The 18,562-nt window shown below is 65.1% G+C and carries 16 protein-coding genes and 1 other annotated feature; of the genes, 9 read left to right on the top strand and 7 right to left on the bottom strand.

The genetic code is table 11. The features are described 5' to 3' along the window. Positions 1-6: 6 nt before the first annotated feature. From ASE88_RS03555 to ASE88_RS03545, 3 genes are read right to left on the bottom strand one after another with little or no spacing between them, the layout of a single operon-like run. Complete coding sequence (locus tag ASE88_RS03555) at positions 7-1,323, bottom strand: cell wall hydrolase (protein ID WP_056475469.1); 1,317 nt, start codon at positions 1,321-1,323, stop codon at positions 7-9. Next, on the bottom strand, positions 1,320-2,240 hold the full coding sequence (cysK, locus tag ASE88_RS03550; RefSeq protein ID WP_056475466.1) for a cysteine synthase A: 921 nt from the start codon (positions 2,238-2,240) through the stop codon (positions 1,320-1,322). Before cysK ends, ASE88_RS03555 begins: the two co-directional genes overlap by 4 nt. Then, positions 2,237-3,589: an MFS transporter gene (locus tag ASE88_RS03545; RefSeq protein WP_055876105.1), complete on the bottom strand. Its 1,353-nt coding sequence runs from the start codon at positions 3,587-3,589 to the stop codon at positions 2,237-2,239. The genes cysK and ASE88_RS03545 overlap by 4 nt, the downstream gene beginning before the upstream one ends. Before the next feature lie 422 nt (positions 3,590-4,011). On the opposite strand from ASE88_RS03545, the gene pdhA reads away from it, so the two are divergent. Both pdhA and ASE88_RS03535 read left to right on the top strand, forming a co-directional pair. After that, the gene (gene pdhA / locus ASE88_RS03540) at positions 4,012-5,064 is read left to right on the top strand and encodes a pyruvate dehydrogenase (acetyl-transferring) E1 component subunit alpha (RefSeq protein WP_056475462.1); all 1,053 of its coding nucleotides are present in this window, start codon (positions 4,012-4,014) and stop codon (positions 5,062-5,064) included. Next, a complete protein-coding gene (locus tag ASE88_RS03535) occupies positions 5,064-6,491 on the top strand; it encodes a pyruvate dehydrogenase complex E1 component subunit beta (RefSeq protein WP_056475459.1) in 1,428 nt (475 codons plus the stop codon). The genes pdhA and ASE88_RS03535 overlap by 1 nt, the downstream gene beginning before the upstream one ends. On the opposite strand, the gene ASE88_RS03530 is transcribed toward ASE88_RS03535, so the two are convergent. From ASE88_RS03530 to ASE88_RS03520, 3 genes are all read right to left on the bottom strand, one after another. Continuing rightward, positions 6,488-7,102: a hypothetical protein gene (locus ASE88_RS03530; protein WP_056475454.1), complete on the bottom strand. Its 615-nt coding sequence runs from the start codon at positions 7,100-7,102 to the stop codon at positions 6,488-6,490. The two genes, ASE88_RS03535 and ASE88_RS03530, sit on opposite strands and share 4 nt — an antisense overlap. Positions 7,103-7,164: 62 nt before the next feature. Further along, on the bottom strand, positions 7,165-7,779 hold the full coding sequence (locus tag ASE88_RS03525; protein ID WP_235527799.1) for a TadE/TadG family type IV pilus assembly protein: 615 nt from the start codon (positions 7,777-7,779) through the stop codon (positions 7,165-7,167). Beyond that, positions 7,776-9,851 (bottom strand): TadE/TadG family type IV pilus assembly protein, encoded by a 2,076-nt coding sequence (locus ASE88_RS03520; RefSeq protein ID WP_156356890.1) that lies wholly within the window; start codon positions 9,849-9,851, stop codon positions 7,776-7,778. Before ASE88_RS03520 ends, ASE88_RS03525 begins: the two co-directional genes overlap by 4 nt. Before the next feature lie 65 nt (positions 9,852-9,916). Here ASE88_RS03520 and ASE88_RS03515 point away from each other — a divergent pair, with 65 nt between their 5' ends. Both ASE88_RS03515 and ASE88_RS03510 read left to right on the top strand, forming a co-directional pair. After that, a complete protein-coding gene (locus ASE88_RS03515; protein WP_056475448.1) occupies positions 9,917-10,588 on the top strand; it encodes a squalene/phytoene synthase family protein in 672 nt (223 codons plus the stop codon). A 66-nt stretch (positions 10,589-10,654) separates the two neighbouring features. Further along, positions 10,655-11,125 (top strand): EF-hand domain-containing protein, encoded by a 471-nt coding sequence (locus tag ASE88_RS03510; protein ID WP_056476346.1) that lies wholly within the window; start codon positions 10,655-10,657, stop codon positions 11,123-11,125. Here ASE88_RS03510 and trmFO read toward each other — a convergent pair. Continuing rightward, positions 11,061-12,428, bottom strand: coding sequence for a methylenetetrahydrofolate--tRNA-(uracil(54)-C(5))-methyltransferase (FADH(2)-oxidizing) TrmFO (gene trmFO, locus ASE88_RS03505; protein ID WP_056475446.1), 1,368 nt, complete (start codon positions 12,426-12,428; stop codon positions 11,061-11,063). The two genes, ASE88_RS03510 and trmFO, sit on opposite strands and share 65 nt — an antisense overlap. 88 nt (positions 12,429-12,516) lie before the next feature. Here trmFO and ASE88_RS03500 point away from each other — a divergent pair, with 88 nt between their 5' ends. The 5 genes from ASE88_RS03500 to ASE88_RS03480 all read left to right on the top strand — a co-directional run bounded on the left by ASE88_RS03500 (position 12,517) and on the right by ASE88_RS03480 (position 18,544). Beyond that, complete coding sequence (locus tag ASE88_RS03500; protein WP_056475443.1) at positions 12,517-12,948, top strand: DUF488 family protein; 432 nt, start codon at positions 12,517-12,519, stop codon at positions 12,946-12,948. Positions 12,949-13,300: 352 nt separating this feature from the next. Beyond that, positions 13,301-13,356, top strand: a sequence feature (sul1 is cis-regulatory element that is thought to sense ions involved in sulfur or methionine metabolism; They are found in Alphaproteobacteria). A 68-nt stretch (positions 13,357-13,424) separates the two neighbouring features. After that, positions 13,425-14,903 (top strand): SulP family inorganic anion transporter, encoded by a 1,479-nt coding sequence (locus ASE88_RS03495; RefSeq protein ID WP_056475440.1) that lies wholly within the window; start codon positions 13,425-13,427, stop codon positions 14,901-14,903. 70 nt (positions 14,904-14,973) lie between these two features. Further along, the gene (gene cysD, locus ASE88_RS03490; protein ID WP_056475438.1) at positions 14,974-15,900 is read left to right on the top strand and encodes a sulfate adenylyltransferase subunit CysD; all 927 of its coding nucleotides are present in this window, start codon (positions 14,974-14,976) and stop codon (positions 15,898-15,900) included. Beyond that, a complete protein-coding gene (cysN, locus tag ASE88_RS03485) occupies positions 15,900-17,813 on the top strand; it encodes a sulfate adenylyltransferase subunit CysN (RefSeq protein WP_056475435.1) in 1,914 nt (637 codons plus the stop codon). The genes cysD and cysN overlap by 1 nt, the downstream gene beginning before the upstream one ends. 5 nt (positions 17,814-17,818) lie before the next feature. Beyond that, positions 17,819-18,544: a 3'(2'),5'-bisphosphate nucleotidase CysQ gene (locus tag ASE88_RS03480; RefSeq protein WP_414893419.1), complete on the top strand. Its 726-nt coding sequence runs from the start codon at positions 17,819-17,821 to the stop codon at positions 18,542-18,544. Positions 18,545-18,562: the final 18 nt, after the last annotated feature.

Raw genomic sequence — 18,562 nt, 5'->3', positions numbered from 1 at the left:
TCGGATCTACGATTTCGGGATGATTGCTACCGGTGCTGTCGCAGGCGTGGCTCGCGTCGCGGCATCCTGCTTTCGCCGCACGCCGTTCAATTCGGGGATCGGCCCCGCCACCGGCTGTTCCGGCACCGCGACTACCGGCGCGGCCACTGGCGTGGCGCGCATAACCTGCCGTTTCATGCATTGCGCCGGGATTTTGCGGGGAAACTCTGCACAGTTCCACAACGTCTTTTCTAGTTTTGCGTCGCGGTCGCGACGATAGCTGAACGACAGCGCGGCGATCTGTTCGTCGTTGAGCGGTAGCGCGAAGCCCATCGCGCCGGGCTCGCTCCAGCCCATCACCTTGCAGCGAGGACGGTCGCCGCACGCCTTCAACGCGAGCGCCTGAAAGCTCTCGGGTGGCTGGCGCGGATCGATCGTCGTCAGGAAGCTGTTCGGATCGGTCGGGAGCGGTGCGAGCCCGCGGGTGTTGAGCGACATCGCGGCCAGCGTGGCATTGGCCTCGTCTGCCGCTGCAACCGCCGTGGCCAGACCATGCGCGTCGGATAAGCCGGCAAGCTTTGCGATCACCGGTTCGCCGCTGAGGACGTGACGGTTGAACGCGGGCGGCGTGCCCCACCAGCCGGTCCAGCGAAAGAACAGGTGCGTGTGGACCGCGGCGACCTTGTCGAGGCTCGACTGCCAATACGGCACGACCCAGTCGGTATGGTAATGGGTCGCATAGCCGACCGGTTTGTAGACCGAGCCCGACAATGCGGCGGCGGCGATTTCGCGGGCGCGGATCCAGCCGGGCTCGGACGGGCGCCGGATGAGCGCGCCATCACAGGCAAAGGTGAACTGGCAGCCGGTGGTGCGCTCCGAACCCTCGAACACCACGCCGCAGACCGTCTTTGGAAAAGCGGGGTGGTGCAGGCGGTTGAGGATGACTTGCGCGACTGCCTTTTCGCCGACCGCATCGTCGCCCGCTTCGTACAGGACCGCGGCGGCCAGGCAGTCGGTGGCACGTGCAAGATCGTCCGCCGGACCTTCGAACGTGAACGGGCGGGCCGCCGGGTTCGGCTCGGTCGAGAACGGCACGGTCGCGTTGAACGCTCGGGCGTCCTGCGGCGCCAGATCGACGAATGCGACCGGCTCGACCGGGGGAAGTTCGGCTTTCGGCACGACCCGTTGCCGGGGGGCAGCGACCTTCGGAGCCGGCTCTATGATCGGCGCGTTGGCGACGACCAGCGCCGGCCCGAGGATCGCGCAGCCAGCGATGCCGGCGAGAACGCCGTTGAGGATCGTGGTGCCGCGCCCATGGGACGCGGCGGAGGAGTGGTGCTTCACTGTTCTGGCAGGAAGTCCGGCACCGACAGATAACGCTCGCCGGTGTCGTAGTTGAAGCCCAGGACGCGGACGTCGTCGGGCAGGTCGGGCAGCTTCTGGAGGATCGCGGCGAGCGTCGCGCCCGAACTGATGCCGACCAGCATGCCCTCTTCGGTGGCCGAACGACGCGCCATGTCCTTGGCCACCGCGGCGTCGACCTCGATGACGCCGTCGAGCGCCTGGGTGTGCAGGTTCACCGGGATGAAGCCTGCGCCGATGCCCTGGATCGGGTGCGGGCCGGGCTGGCCGCCAGCAATGACCGGGGAGGCGGCGGGCTCGACCGCATAGACCTTGAGCGACGGCCATTCCGCCTTCAGTGCCTCGGCGACGCCGGTGATATGGCCACCGGTGCCGACACCCGTGATGATCACGTCGATCGGCGTGTCACGGAAGTCTGCGAGAATTTCCTGTGCCGTTGTCGCGACATGCACGGCGATGTTCGCAGGGTTTTCGAACTGCTGCGGCATCCAGGATCCGGACGTCTGCTCGACGAGTTCCTTCGCACGCTCGATCGCGCCCTTCATGCCCTTTTCGCGCGGGGTCAGGTCGAACGTCGCGCCATACGCCAGCATCAGCCGGCGGCGCTCGATCGACATGCTCTCTGGCATGACGAGGACGATCTTGTAGCCCTTCACCGCGGCGACGAGCGCCAGGCCGATACCCGTGTTGCCGCTGGTCGGCTCGATGATCGTGCCGCCGGGCTTGAGGTGGCCGTCCTTTTCCGCCGCCTCGATCATCGCGAGCGCGATGCGGTCCTTGATCGAACCGCCGGGGTTCGACCGCTCGGACTTCACCCAGACTTCGGAGTCTGGGAACAGCTTCGTCAGGCGGACGTGCGGGGTGTTGCCGATCGTGTCGAGGATCGAGTTGGCCTTCATGGCTTGGCTTCTCCGTGCTGGGGTTCGGTCTCTAACATCTCGGGGGGATCAAAGGTTCGCGCCCGTCCGAGTTCCGGGAACAGCCGCGCCCAGCCGATCGTGACGGCGATAGCACCGACGCCGCCGAATACCACCGCACCGACCGGACCGAGCAGCGACGCCATCACGCCGCTCTCGAATTCGCCGAGCTCGTTCGAGGCGGAGATGGTGAGCTGCGACACTGCGCTGACGCGACCGCGCATCGCGTCGGGGGTGTGGAGCTGGATCAGCGACTGGCGGACATAGACCGAGATCATGTCCGCCCCACCGGCGACGATCAACGCGACCAGGCTGAGGACGAACGCGGGGTGAATAGGAAGCCCGGCGATGTTGCCGGGTGTCAGGCCGAGCAGATTGACGATCGGGGTCGCGACGCCGAAGGTGAGGATCGCGAGGCCGAAGACGACGACTGCGATCAGCATCTTCACGCCGACATTGGTGCTCATCGGCCGAACCGAGAACCAGATTGCCGTCACCGCCGCGCCGATTCCCATACCCGCGGCAAGGACGCCGAGGCCCTGCGAGCCGACATGGAGGATGTCGCGCGAGTAGACCGGGAGCAGCGAGGTCGCACCCGCGAGCAGCACCGCGAAGAGATCCAGCGTGATCGTCGCGAGGACGAGCCGGTTGCGGCGGACATAGGTGAAGCCCTCGATGATCCGGGCGAGCGGGCGATGATCGGTCTGCGCGGCGGGCTGCGGTACCGGGCCGATCAGGAACATGAAGACGAGCGCGACGAGGAAGAGGATCGTGGCGACCCCGTAGGCGACCTCGGGGTGGATCGCGTACAGGAGACCGCCAACGCTGGGCCCCGCGATCGTGCCGACCTGCCACGCGATCGAACTGATTGCGATCGCGGTTGGCAGGACGGCGCGGGGGACGAGGTTGGGGGCGAGGGCTGAATAGGCGGGCCCGGAAAAGGCGCGGGCGACCCCGAAAGCAACCGCAGCGATGAAGAGCACGCCGAGCGTGAGGTGGCCGGTCCAGGTCAGCAACCACAGCGTCGCCGCGGTAAGCACCAGGAGCGTGGTCGTGCCCCGCACGATCCAGCGCCGGTCGAAACTGTCCGCGACCAGCCCGGTGATCGGGGTCAGCAGGAACAGCGGCACGAACTGCGCGAACCCGATCATGCCGAGCATGAACGCCGCCTGGCGGATGTCCATCGTCTCGCGCGCGATGTTGTAGACCTGCCATCCGATCACGATCGACATCGCGCTGACCGCGATCGTGCCCGTGAAGCGGGAGAGCCAATAGGCACGGAAATTGGCGATCCGTAAGGGATGCTGGTGCGGGTCTGTCGTGGGAGCCATCCGTTGAGGCTTTAGGCTGCGGCGAACGGGGAGGGCAACCGGAGCTTTGCTTGGGGTGGGGATAGTGGCTGCGTCGAACCAGGCCTGTGTCCTCGCAAAGGCGGGGACACAAACCGGGCTCTCACCTTCGCGGGAAAACAAGGAAGCGGGGAACACCATCCCCGGCCCACCACCCCGGCGAAGGCCGGGGCCCGATTGGGGGACGTCGCCAATTGAGCGATGCGGATCGTTACTGCGACCTCGCAACTTGGGCCCCGGCCTTCGCCGGGGTGGTTTGCTTATGGGAAAGGGCTCGCACAGCACGCCTCGACCCCATCCCGCACCCGTCAAACCGACATACCCCAGACGGGAATTGATGTTCGGCCCTGTCCGCGCCTATAGGCTGCCTCAACTCCCCTACGGAAAACGAGGTTTCCCACATCGTGGCCAAGACCCCCCCACCAGTACGCGCCATCGCCGAACCGCCGATCACCAACCGTGAACGGCCGGCCGAACCGAAACCGTACGAGGCGTCGAAGGACGAACTGCTCGAGATGTACCGGCAGATGCTGCTGATCCGCCGTTTCGAGGAAAAAGCCGGCCAGCTCTATGGCTTGGGCCTGATCGGCGGCTTCTGCCACCTCTACATCGGCCAGGAAGCCGTCGCCGTGGGCCTGCAGTCCGCGCTCAACGGCGAGACCGATTCGGTCATCACCGGCTACCGCGATCACGGCCACATGCTCGCCTATGGGATCGACCCGAAGGTGATCATGGCCGAGCTGACCGGGCGCAATTCGGGGATCTCGAAGGGCAAGGGCGGGTCGATGCACATGTTCTCGACCGAGCATAAATTCTATGGCGGCCACGGCATCGTCGGTGCGCAGGTGTCGCTCGGTACCGGCCTCGCGTTCAAGCACAAATATTCGAACGACGGCGGCATCTGCATGGCCTATTTCGGCGACGGCGCCGCGAACCAGGGCCAGGTGTACGAGAGCTTCAACATGGCCGAGCTGTGGAAGCTCCCGATCATCTTCGTGATCGAGAACAACCAGTACGCCATGGGCACGAGCGTCAATCGCGCCTCGGCCGAGGACCAGCTGTATCGCCGCGGCGAGAGCTTCCGCATTCCCGGCATCCAGGTCGACGGCATGGACGTGCTCGCCTGCCGCGGTGCTGCCGAGGAAGCGCTGGCCTGGGTCCGCGCGGGCAAGGGGCCGGTCATCCTCGAGATGAAGACCTACCGCTATCGTGGCCACTCGATGTCCGATCCGGCCAAGTACCGGACGCGCGACGAGGTCCAGGCGGTCCGCGACAAGTCCGATCCGATCGATCACATGAAGAAGCTGCTCGACGCGCAGGGCGTGACCGAGGCGGACCTCAAGTCCCTTGAACAGGAAATCAGGAAAATCGTGAACGAAGCCGCCGATTTCGCCGAGCAGACCCCGGAGCCGGATGCTGCCGAGCTCTACACCGACGTTCTGGTGGAGAAGTACTGATGGCGATCGAGATCAAGATGCCCGCGCTCTCCCCGACGATGGAAGAGGGCACGCTGGCCAAGTGGCTGGTCAAGGAAGGCGATAGCGTCAAGTCGGGCGACATCCTCGCCGAGATCGAGACCGACAAGGCGACGATGGAGTTCGAGGCGATCGACGAAGGTACGATCGGTTCGATCGCCGTGCCTGAGGGTACCGACAACGTGAAGGTCGGCACCGTCATCGCGACGATCCTCGAGGACGGCGAGAGCGCAAGCGACGCCAAGCCGACCGAGGCACGCTCGGGTGATGCGGCCAACGCCGCGCCGAAGGAAACGCCGTCGGACGACAAGGCACCGCCGGTTCCGGAAGGGTCTTCCCCCGCCAAGGCCGAGAGCGGCACGCAGCAGCTCGTCGCATCAGCGGAGAAGGTCGGCATCTCCGATCCCGCGATCCCCGAGGGCACCGAGATGGTCAAGACGACCGTCCGCGAGGCGCTGCGCGACGCGATGGCGGAGGAAATGCGCGAGGACGACCGCGTCTTCGTGATGGGCGAGGAAGTCGCGCAGTATCAGGGCGCGTACAAGGTCACGCAGGGGCTGCTCGACGAGTTCGGCGAGCGTCGCGTCATCGACACGCCGATCACCGAATATGGCTTTGCCGGCATCGGTGCGGGCGCGGCGATGGGCGGGCTTCGTCCGATCGTCGAGTTCATGACCTTCAACTTCGCGTTGCAGGCGATCGACCACATCATCAACTCGGCGGCCAAGACCAACTACATGTCGGGTGGCCAGATGCGCTGCCCGATCGTGTTCCGCGGTCCCAACGGCGCCGCGTCGCGCGTCGGTGCGCAGCATTCGCACAACTTCGCGGCGTGGTATGCAAGTGTCCCCGGCCTGATCGTAATCGCGCCCTATGACGCGGCGGATGCCAAGGGCCTGCTCAAGGCGGCGATCCGTACGGAGGACCCAGTCGTGTTCCTCGAGAACGAGCTGATGTACGGCCGCAGCTTCGACGTCCCCAAGCTCGACAACCACGTCCTGCCGATCGGCAAGGCGCGGATCGTCCGCGAGGGCAAGGACGTCACGATCGTCAGCTACTCGATCGGCGTCGGCATTTCGCTCGAAGCCGCCGAGAAGCTCGCCGAAGAGGGCATCGACGCGGAGGTCATCGATCTGCGCACGCTGCGTCCGCTCGACACCGACACGGTGCTGAAGAGCCTCGCCAAGACCAACCGCATGATCATCGTCGAAGAGAATTGGGCGACCTGCTCGATCGCGTCGGAGATCGTGTCGGTGGTGATGGAACACGGCTTCGACGACCTCGACGCACCGGTGCTGCGCGTCGCCAACGAAGACGTGCCGATGCCGTACGCCGCGAACCTCGAAAAGCTGATGCTGGTGAATGTCGACAAGGTGATCGCCGGGGTGAAGAAGGTGACCTACCGCTAGGTCGCCGAAAGATGAGCCGTGTCGCACAGGCGCTGGGCACTGGCCGGAAGGTTTGTGGTGTTCGTCAACGTCTGTTGCGCGCGGTCGCGGACGGTAAAGGCCTGGATAGCCGATAATTCCTGATTGGCCATGAAGGCCGACACGACCACGGGACGATAGGTGTACCTGATCTCTGCGAAGATCAGGGCACTGTTCGGCACGGGGGCTATTTTTTGCGCGGCCGGTCCCATGCCCGCAGCCAGCGACGCATCGTTGCTCCCGGCACCTTGCACACCGTAGCTCGACGTGACGTTCTTGGCGCCGAAGCAACGCTGCCATGTGATTTTGTTACCGGTTCTGGGTGACGGCTGGCCGTTGCCTTCCAGGCTCGAGATGATCACCCGCCCATTCGCGCCGAACCCGATCCCACTGCCGGCAAACCGGATACCGGCCATGATTTCGTTGACGTCCTGCTCGTCGATCGAGCTGCGCACGCGGCCGGCATTGTCAGATGCCATCATCGCCAATTGATTGACCCGGAGCACGGCGATCGCAAGATTAGCCGTCTCGATTCCCGTCAGCGTAAGCGTCAGCAGGACGGGCAATGCCAGGCAGAACTCGATTAGCGCCACGCCCGAACGGTCTCGACGGAAACGTTTGAGCCTATCTGCTACCTTACGGCCCGGGCGCGACGTCAGGAGCATCGGATTAGTACCGTTTGTTGCCCATAAGGCTGGTTGCGGATCAGGGTCTTGGTCCCGATCGTCATCGTCGGAGACGCGCCGAACAGCGCGACGACCGGAAACAGCCGGGTGATCGTTACGGTCACGTTATAATAGACGATATCGTCCGCCGCCCCCAATCCGTCCGCGCCGCCAGCGGTCGCATCGTAACGCCCGTTATTGTTTCGATCCTCGTAACAGTCGGTCGAGTTATAGGTCCCAACCGGAGCAGTATCGCCCGTGATCCGTTCGCCGCCGCCGACGCTGGAGAAATTATAATAGTTCGTCTTGAACACCTTGACGGCGTCGGGGTCGGTTCGTTCCGGTGACGGCAGGATCGTACGCACTTCCTCCGTAATGGCATCCGTGATCTGCGCACTGGTCAGGCCGCCCACGGTGGCCCGCCTGGCAGCGCGTTCTACCGCCCCGGTGGTCAAGGCGCGCAGATATACCTGATAGCCCAGATCGAGCGACCCCATGATCAGCGTCATGAACGGGAGAAGGATCAGCGCGAATTCGACGACCGTCGCGCCTTCGCGGGCGCGGAGGAGCGTGCGGATCGGGCGGGGAGGGGCGACGCCTATCACTGCGAGAGCCGCAGCCCGCCGATCGTCTGCGCGATCTTCTGAAACTCGGTCCGCAGCGTCGCGGAGTCGCTTGCCAGCGCCCAATGGGCGCTATCGGTCGCGCAGTCCTGCAGTTCGGTCGGCATCGTCGATAACCCGAACCCGACCACCCAGATGGTAAAGCCCTTCCCCTTCATGGCATTGCAGATGATGCTCGTCCTTCGCCGGTGGATCGCCTCCAGGTCCGTTTCGTTCGTGCTCGCCGGCGCGATCTTGGCCTGAAGGTCGTTGATGCCCCACGGATCGTTGGCGTACGGCCGGATATCGAGCGTGCCGTCGGTCATGAAGACGATATGCCTGGACACCTGGAAGCCGCCTGGCGCCACGGCGTCGCTGTTCGTCGCGCGGAAGATACCGTCGGGAGACAGGAAGCGCGCACCCCAGATCATGCCAATGTCATGATAGGTGCCGCCAACCGCACTCAGCGAATCGACATAGGCATTGAATCGGACCGAGCTTTTGGTCAGCGCAATATAATCGGACGCATATCTGTCGAGCGCACTGGCCTCGCGCGGGCACACGGCGAAGCCATTCGAGATCCAGCCCGACTGCCGACCCAGCCAGTCGCGGTTATCGGACCGGAACTGGATTGCGGGCAGGAACGGCTTCCAGCGTTTTTCGGCGCTGTCGGGTATAAGGTCGGGATCGAGGTCATAGGCGCCCGAGGGCGCGGTCAGCGACGCGGTCGCCGTGATCGTGTTGAGCGTATTCGCCTCTTCGATGCATCCGTCCCAAGTGATCGTCAGCGGTGTCGGTACGGAACCCGGGTCGTTGAAGTTCGGCGCGGTGCTGCCGACCAATCCCGTCCAATAGGTGGGATTGGTTGCCGCGCCTTTCTGTACGACCGTTGAGACGTCGATCGGCCATTGGCCGTAGTTCCAGGAAGCGAACTGCTTCTCCGTCCTCCAGGTGACGGGCGTATTGGTGGTCCAGGTCGACGTCGTGGTCGTCGTCCGCGTTTGCGACTGCAGCTGGCAGAACCGGTTCCGGTTCCACAGGATGCCCGTCTCGCGGTAATCATATCGATATTGGGTCTGCACGGTCTGCTGCTGGGACGAGTATGGCGTGGAGACAGACGTGTTTGGATAGCTGGCGGTCCCCCGCGCTCCCGGTGTCGTGACCGTCGGGCTCGCGACGCTGCCACCGCTTGGCAACGGCTTGGTATCGCAGTTCGTCTGGCTTGTTCCCGCGACGGTGCCGCCGGTGTCGGCCCAATAGCTCCACGGCGACGTGTTCGACGTTGGCGACACGCCTGTCGGCCCCGATTCCGTTCCGTAGGTGGGGATGTGAATGTCGACGGTATTGGCCTTGCGCGTCCGATATTCGACATTTTCGACGCCCGTTCCGCCAGCGATATAGGCGGGGTTCAGCGCGTAGACGATCTTGCCGACATTGACGTTGCTGGAATACGGCATGAAGCCGTAGCGAACGCGGCCGGCCCCGTCGCTGGTACCCGGCCCCAAGGCAGCGTAGAAATCCTTCACGGCCTGTTTCAGTCCGTCGATCTTGCTCTGCGTATCGCCAGTGGGGATGTCGAGCATCGAACCGGTCACGTCGAGGACGAACATCACGTCGGTATTGGGGATCGACAGCGTGGATTCGCATGTCACGGCCATCGGGACCGTGCCGTAACCAAAGAATTGCATTATCGTGGTCGGCATGACGATCGATGCCGTGCCGGCAACCGTTCCTATACTCGGCCCGCGCACGAAATTCGAGACGATGTCGCTCGCGCCATAGGTCGATGTCGGGAAGTTGAACCGGAAGAAACTCTTGGCAACGTTCTTCTCCGCGGTCGTCAACACGTTCTGGTCCGCCATCGCCTTGCGGCCCGCCAGCGCGCCTGCATCGCAGGCCTGCTGGAGCCGGGTGCGGGCCATGTACAGCCGGCTGGCATCGATCGCGCCGCCGATCATGGCAAGCATCGGGATGATCGCGACGGCGGAAATGATCAGCACGTTGCCGCGTTCGTCGCGTGCAAGCCGACCGATCACCGACCGCGCGCCTCGTCCGATCACTGCTGTCACCCGCATGAAATCGATCCTGTTCAATCCCGTGGCCTTCTGCGGCACGACGCGATAAATCCGATTGGACCCACATGATTAAAATCCCGTCTCCTTCACCCGCCAATCCCGAATGGGCTTTGGCTCTCACCTACGCCGCGGCGACGCAGAGGCCAGCGCTCACGGCGCTGTTCGCGCTCGACGATACGCTTGGCGCGATCGTGCGATCGACGCGTGAGCCGATCGTCGGGCAGATGCGGTTGACCTGGTGGTATGAGGCACTCCGCAAACTTGACGAGGCACCGCCGCCGCCGGAACCGATCTTGCGGGCGCTCTATGCCGATGTCATCTCGGCCGGTGTTTCTGGTGCCGATCTCGCGGCGATGACCGACGGTTGGGAGATATTGCTCGAACCCGTGCTCGACGAAGCCGCGATCGATCGGTTCGCGGTTGCTAGGGGGGGGCGGCTTTTCGTCGCAGCCGGCCGATTATTGTCGGTGGACGATCCACGAATAGAAGCGGCAGGACGAATATGGGCACTCGCGGATCTGTCGTCGCGCCTTAGTAATCCGATCGCTCGCACAGTAGCGCGCGACGCAGCCGCCAGACTGTTCGACCGTATGTCGGGGGGACGCTGGCCGAAACAGGCACGGGTGCTCGGGGCGATGGCACTGACCGCGCGGTTCGATGTCTCGGCCTCATCGCCGCCACCGGGCAGCCCCAAGCGGGTCGGACGCCTCGCCTGGCATAGATTGACCGGATACTGACCAATCGGATGGGGATCGTCGCGTCGCAGGCTTAGCGTATGCGCTTGGCAGGCGGGGGCGGCAATGATGTGGCGATATCTGGCGGGCGCGATCGCGGTGATCGCAGTGATCGTCGCGGGGTTCATGATGTTCAGCGGGACCGCGCGGCCGGGAACGCTGCTGCCCGCACAGCCGGTTTCGCAGGTCGGCGAGGCAGCGGTCGCCAGGGACCCACTGCCCGATGCAGCACCCGAAGCGACCGAGAAGACGCGCGAGCAGAAGCGTTTCGATCGCTACGACAAGGATCGCGATGCCAAGATCACGCGCGACGAATATCTCGTCCAGCGGCGGAAGGCCTATGCCCGCCTCGACGTCAATAATGACGGGACGCTGTCGTTCGACGAATGGGCGGTAAAGGCGACGACCAAGTTCGCCGAGGCGGACCGCGACAGATCCGGGGCGATGACCGCCCCGGAATTTGCCACGACCTCGGTTAAGCGGAAGGGGCCATCTCGGGCGAAATGTCCGCCGGCTCAGGCTGTTGCTGAGGAGGGTTGAGCCACTGTGCGAGCGCTGCGCGACCGCGATCGGTGTACATTTTCTTGCGGTCGGTCTTCTTGGTCCGGCCGGGGATCGGCGGGAACAGTCCGAAATTGACGTTCATCGGCTGATAGGTCTCGGCCTCCGCACCGCCGGTGATGTGGCCGAGCAACGCGCCGAGCGCGGTCGCATAGGGTGGCGGCGTCAGCGTCTTGCCGGTCAGTTCGGCCGCGGCGAACAACCCGGCCAGCATGCCGATCCCGCAGCTCTCGATATAGCCCTCGCAGCCGGTGATCTGCCCGGCGAAGCGGATGTTCGGGCGCGATTTCAGCCGCAGCGTCTCGTCGAGGAGTTCGGGCGAGCGGATGAACGTGTTGCGGTGCAGCCCGCCCAGCCGTGCGAACTCGGCATTCTCGAGGCCGGGGATGGTACGGAACAGCCGCACCTGATCGGCATGCTTGAGCTTGGTCTGGAAGCCGACGATGTTCCAAAGAGTCCCTTGCGCATTGTCCTGCCTCAGCTGGACGACGGCATGCGGCCAGCGCCCGGTCTTGGGGTTGTCGAGGCCCACGGGCTTCATCGGACCATAGCGCAGCGTGTCGACGCCGCGCTCCGCCATCACCTCGATCGGCATGCAGCCGTCGAAATAGGGCGTGTCCTTCTCCCAATCCTTGAACGGCGTCTTCTCGCCATCGACGAGGCCCTGGTGGAAGGCGAGATACTGGTCCTTGTCCATCGGGCAGTTGATGTAATCCTTGCCCTCACCCTTGTCCCAGCGCGACGCGAACCACGCCGTGTCCATGTCGATCGAGTCGCGGTGGACGATCGGCGCGAGCGCGTCGAAGAAGGCCAGCGCCTCGCGGCCGGTCTCCGCGCCGATCCCGGCGGCGAGCGACTTGGCGGTGAGCGGGCCGGTGGCGATGATCGTCGGCCCATCCGGGAGCGCGTCGATGCGTTCGCGGACCAAAGTGATGTTCGGGTGCTGGTCGATCGCCTCGGTCACGCTGTTCGAGAAATTGTCGCGGTCGACCGCGAGCGCGGAGCCCGCGGGGACGCGGTGGATATCCGCCTGGCGCATGATCAGCGAGCCGAGCGTGCGCAGTTCCTGGTGGAGCAGGCCGACCGCGTTGCTCTCGGCATCGTCCGAGCGGAAGCTGTTCGAGCAGACGAGTTCGGCGAGGCCGTCAGTCTGGTGCGCGGGCGTGGCTTCGCCGCTGCCGCGCATTTCGGAGAGGCGCACCTTGAGGCCGGCCTCGGCGAGCTGCCAGGCGGCTTCGGAACCGGCGAGGCCGCCGCCGATAACATGGATATCGTGGGTCATTCCGGTCAGATAGCGCGGGACGCCTGTCGTGTCAGTGCCTGTCGTGTTGGCGGTTGTCGCGTCGGCGGGGCAATCCCACTTCGTCCCGATGAAGATCTTCACGATCGGCTATGAAGCCACCACGATGACGGACTTTCTCTCGGCGCTGACGCGGGCCGGGGTGGAGCGCGTGATCGACGTCCGCGCGCTCCCCCTGTCGCGCCGGCCGGGGTTCTCGAAGACCTCGCTCGCGGCGTCTCTGCGTGAGGCGGGGATCGATTACACGCATCTGAATGCGTTGGGCACGCCGAAGCGCGGGCGCGATGCGGCGAAGAAGGGCGACGTCGCGACGCTGACCGCGGTGTACGACGAGCAACTCGAACTCCCCGAGGCACAGGCGCAGGCGGCGATCATGCTGGGGCTCGCGGCGGAGAAGCCGAGCGCGTTGCTCTGCTACGAACGCGATCCCTGTCATTGCCACCGGACATTGCTGTTGCAGGCGGTAGGCGAGGGGGTCGAGGTCGTGGATTTGTTCACTTGAGCCGTACTCACCTCCCGTCATCCTGACGAACGTCAGGACACAGAGCCAAGAGTGGCGCGTCCTGTAACCCTGGGTCCTGCTTTCGTCAGGATGACGGAGGCGTGGGACGAGGGTTCCCCTACGATGATCATACGTGGCTATCGCAGGTGGTGGGCGAGGGGGCCGAGGCTGTGGACCTGTTCACTTGAGCCGTACCCTCCTCCTGTCATCCTGACGAAAGTCAGTATCCCGAGCCGACAACGACGCGTCCTGTAACCCTGGGTTCTGACTGTCGTCAGGATGACGGCCGACAGGAATAAGCGGCTGGTAATGTTGCAATGCAGCACCAATGAAGCTAATAGGTACGCACTCGCTTGGACCCGGTGCAATTCCGGGTGGCTATTCCGGCCGCCGATCCGCCGGACAACGCACCGACGCCTTTGAAATGAACCGCCCGCGCATTCGCCGCGGTTCTCGCGTCCTTTGCGGATACACATATGACATCACTTTCTCGTTACCGGGCCGAATGGTTCAGCGGCCCGATGCTCGCGCGCCGTGACGTTCTCGCCGGCATGGTCGGCACGTTCGCGCTGATCCCCGAAGTCATCGCCTTCTCCTTCGTCGCCGGAATCGATCCCGAAGTCGGCCTGTTCGCCTCGTTCGTGATCGGCATCGTCATCGCCTTTGCCGGCGGACGCCCGGCCATGATCTCCGGCGCGGCAGGCTCCGTCGCGCTCGTCGCCGCCGCGCTCGTCCACGCGCACGGGCTGCAATATCTGCTCGTCGCGACGATGCTCGCGGGCGCGTTCCAGATCGCGTTCGGGCTCGCCAAGCTCGACGTGCTGATGCGGTTCGTCTCGAAGTCGGTCCATGCCGGCTTCGTCAACGCGCTCGCGATCCTGATCTTCTCGGCGCAGGTGCCGCAGATGGTCGGCGTCAGCTGGCAGGCCTATGCGATGATCGCCGGGGGCCTCGCGATCATCTACCTCGTGCCGCGCATCTCCAGCGCGATCCCGTCGCCGCTGATCTGCATCGTCGTGCTGACCGCGATCGCGATGTGGTTCCCGATGCCGCTCAAGACGGTCGGCGATCTCGGCCGCCTGCCGGACTCGCTGCCGTCGTTCGGCTTGCCCGACGTCCCGCTGTCGTGGGACACGCTGCGGATCGTCGCGCCCTATGCCTTCGCAATGGCGGCGGTAGGGCTGCTCGAGTCGATGATGACCGCGAGCGTGGTCGACGAACTGACCGAAACGACCAGTTCGAAGGCGCGCGAATGCACCGGGCTCGGCCTCGCCAACATCGCGGCGGGCGCGTTCGGCGGGATCGCCGGGTGCGGGATGATCGGCCAGACGGTCGGCAACGTCCGCTATGGCGGCACCGGGCGGATCTCGACGATGGTCGCGGGCGTGTTCCTGCTCGTCGTCATGGTCCCGCTGCGGCCGTGGGTCGCGCAGGTGCCCGTCGCGGCTTTGGTCGCGATCATGATCATGGTGTCGATCAGCACCTTCTCCTGGGGCTCGCTGCGCGATCTCGCGCGGCATCCGAAGATGTCGAGCGTGGTGATGGTCGCCACCGTCGTCGTCACCGTCGCGACGCACGATCTGTCGCTCGGCGTCGGTGTCGGCGTCCTGCTCAGCGGCGTGTTCTTCGCGTGGAAGGTCACGCGGCTGATGGATGTCGAGATCGATCACGACGTGGCAAGTGACACGCGTATCTACCGGGTAAGCGGCCAGATCTTCTTTGCCAGCGCCGATATCTTCGCCGACCGGTTCGACCTGCGCGAGACCGCGCGCGCCGTCCGGATCGACCTGACCGCCGCGCATCTCTGGGACGTCACCGCGGTGGCGGCATTGCAGGACGTTGTCGCCAAGCTGCGCCGCCACGGCCGCGAGGTCGAGGTGATCGGCCTCAATGCCGCCAGCACGACGCTGGTCGATCGACACGCCCCGCTGATGATGGATCCGGCAGGGGGGTGATGCCCGATCTTGGGGGCGGGCGAGAAATACGATGCTGTACGCGCCGCCCCGACCCCCTACGTTCGAGGGGATGACGAATTCCTCACAAACCCCGCCCGTGTCGCTCACGCATCTCCAGCGGCTCGAGGCGGAGAGCATCCATATCCTGCGCGAGGTGGTCTCCGAGTGCGAGCGCCCGGTGATGCTGTACAGCGTCGGCAAGGATTCCGCGGTGATGCTGCATCTCGCGCGGAAGGCCTTCTACCCGTCGCCGCCGCCATTCCCGCTGCTCCACGTCGACACGACGTGGAAGTTCAAGGCGATGTACGACCTGCGTGACCGGATGGCGGCGGAGAGCGGCATGGAGCTGCTCGTCTACAAGAACCCCGAGGCCGAGGCGCGCGGGATCAACCCGTTCGACCACGGCGCGCTGCACACCGATATGTGGAAGACCGAGGGGCTGAAGCAGGCGCTCGATCTGCACGGCTTCGATGCGGCGTTCGGCGGTGCGCGCCGCGACGAGGAGAAGAGCCGTGCGAAGGAGCGCGTCTTCTCGTTCCGCGCGGCACATCACCGCTGGGACCCGAAGCAGCAGCGTCCCGAACTCTGGAACCTCTACAACGCGCGCAAGGCGAAGGGCGAGAGCATCCGCGTCTTCCCGATCTCGAACTGGACCGAACTCGACGTCTGGCAATATATCCAGCTCGAGGACATTCCGATCGTCCCGCTCTATTTCGCGGCGCCGCGCCCGACCGTCGAACGCGACGGGATGCTGCTGATGGTCGACGACGATCGCTTCAGGCTCGAGCCGGGCGAAGTGCCGGTCGAACGCTCGATCCGCTTCCGCACGCTCGGCTGCTACCCGCTGACGGGCGCGGTCGAGAGCGCGGCGGCGAGCTTGTCGTCGGTGATTCAGGAGATGCTGCTGACCACCACCAGCGAACGCCAGGGCAGAGCGATCGACCGCGATGCGGGTTCGGCCAGCATGGAGAAGAAGAAGCAGGAGGGCTATTTCTGATGGCTACGCGCACGCAGGAATCTGCCTACCAAGTGCAGGATATCATCGCTGAGGATATCGACGCCTATCTGCTCCAGCATCAACACAAGAGCCTGTTGCGGTTCATCACCTGTGGATCGGTGGACGACGGAAAGTCGACGCTTATCGGGCGGTTGCTGTACGATTCTAAGATGATCTTCGAGGATCAGCTCGCCGCGCTGGAGAGCGATTCGAAGAAGCTCGGCACGCAAGGCGGCGAGATCGACTTCGCGCTGCTGGTCGACGGGCTTGCCGCCGAGCGCGAACAGGGCATCACGATCGACGTCGCGTACCGCTATTTCTCGACCGAGAAGCGCAAGTTCATCGTCGCCGATACGCCCGGGCATGAGCAGTATACGCGCAACATGATCACCGGCGCGTCGACCGCGGATCTCGCGGTGATCCTGGTCGATGCGCGCAAGGGCATCCTGACGCAGACCAAGCGGCACAGCTATCTCGCGCACCTGATCGGCATCCGACACCTAGTGCTCGCGGTGAACAAGATGGACCTCGTCGGCTACGACCAGGCGACCTACGACCGGATCGTCGCGGACTATGCGGCGTTTGCGGAGTCGATCGGGATCGCGGCGTTCACGCCGATGCCGATCTCGGGGTTCAAGGGCGACAACATCACGGCGTCGAGCGCGCAGACGCCCTGGTATGACGGGCCGACGTTGATCGACCATCTCGACACGGTGACGCTCGACGTCAGCGAGGATCAGGCGGGCGCGTTCCGAATGCCCGTCCAGTGGGTGAACCGCCCCAATCTCGACTTCCGCGGATTCTCGGGGCTCGTCGCGAGCGGGTCCATCGCGCCCGGCGATGCGGTGCGCATCCTGCCCGGCGGCCGGACGTCGACGATCGCGCGCGTCGTCGCGTTCGGTGGCGACCTGCCGCGCGCGGTGGCGGGGCAATCGGTGACGGTGACGCTGGCGGACGAGATCGACTGTTCACGCGGCGACGTGATCGTCGCCGCGGAGTCGCCGCCCGAGGCGGCCGATCAGTTCGAGGCGACGATCGTCTGGATGGCCGATGACGCCATGCTGCCGGGGCGCCCCTATTGGCTGAAGCTCGCGACGCAGACCGTGACGGCGACCGTCCAGCAGCCAAAATACCAGATTAATGTCAACACGATGGAGCGGCTTGCTGCCAAGACGCTCGAACTGAATGCGATCGGCGTCGGCAACATCTCGACCGACCGGCCGCTGGTGTTCGAGCCCTATGCCGACAACCGCCAACTCGGTGGCTTCATCCTCGTCGACAAGATCACCAACACGACGGTCGCGGCGGGGATGCTGCATTTCTCGCTCCGGCGCGCGCAGAACGTGCACTGGCAGGCGACCGATATCGGTCGTGAGGCGCATGCGGGGCTCAAGAACCAGAAGGCGGCGGTGCTGTGGTTCACCGGTCTGTCCGGCGCGGGCAAGTCGACGATCGCCAATCTGGTCGAGATGAAGCTCGCCCGGATGAACCGGCACACGTTCCTGCTCGACGGCGATAATGTCCGCCACGGTCTCAACCGCGATCTCGGCTTTACCGATGCCGACCGGGTGGAGAATATCCGCCGTGTCGGCGAGGTCGCCAAGCTGATGACCGATGCGGGGCTGATCGTGATCACCGCGTTCATCTCGCCGTTCCGCGCGGAACGCGAGATGGTGCGGCAGATGATGGCACCCGGTGAGTTCATCGAGGTGCATATCGACACGCCGCTGGCGGAGGCCGAACGGCGCGACGTTAAGGGGCTGTATGCCAAGGCGCGCGCGGGCAAGCTCGCCAACTTCACCGGGATCGACTCCCCCTATGAGGCGCCGGCGAACCCGGAGATCCGGATCGATACGACGGGGATGACCCCCGACGAGGCGGCTGACGCGATCGTTGCGATGCTCATCCCATGAGCGCGATGACGGACGGCGAACTCGCCGCGCATCTGGCGGAGACGGCAGGGCGGCTGCTGCTCGAAGTGCGACGGTCTGGCGTGTTCTCGCCCGGCGCGCTCGGCAAGGCCGGTGACGAGACGGCCAACGCGTTCCTCGTCCATGCGCTGCAGGACGCGCGACCGAAAGATGGCCTGTTGTCCGAGGAGCGCCGGTGCGACGGAACGCGGACCGAGATGTCGCGTGTGTGGATCGTCGACCCGGTCGACGGCACGCGCGAATATGGCGAGGCGCGCGACGACTGGGCGGTGCATGTCGCGCTCGCGATCGACGGTGTCGCGACGGTCGGCGCGGTCGCATTGCCGGGGCTGGGTCTGGTCCTGCGCTCCGACCGGCCCGCACCGGTGCCACCACCGGGCGATCCGCTGCGGATGGTCGTCAGCCGCACGCGCCCGGCGCCCGAGGCGGTGAAGGTCGCCGAGGTCTTGGGTGCGACGCTGATCCCGATGGGGTCGGCGGGTGCGAAGGCGATGGCGGTGGTCCGCGGCGAGGCGGACATCTACCTCCACTCGGGCGGCCAATATGAGTGGGACTCGGCCGCCCCGGTCGCGGTCGCCGCGGCGTACGGCCTGCATTGCAGCCGGATCGATGGCTCGCCGCTCGTGTATAATTGTCGGGATGTCTACATGCCCGACCTGCTGATCTGCCCGGTCGAACTGCGCGACCGGGTGATGGCAGCGATGACCGCATAATCTTCCGATCCTCCCCCG

It is taken from the genome of Sphingomonas sp. Leaf38, from assembly GCF_001421825.1.
Lineage (GTDB): Bacteria > Pseudomonadota > Alphaproteobacteria > Sphingomonadales > Sphingomonadaceae > Sphingomonas.
This window is presented reverse-complemented; position numbering and strand designations above follow the sequence as displayed.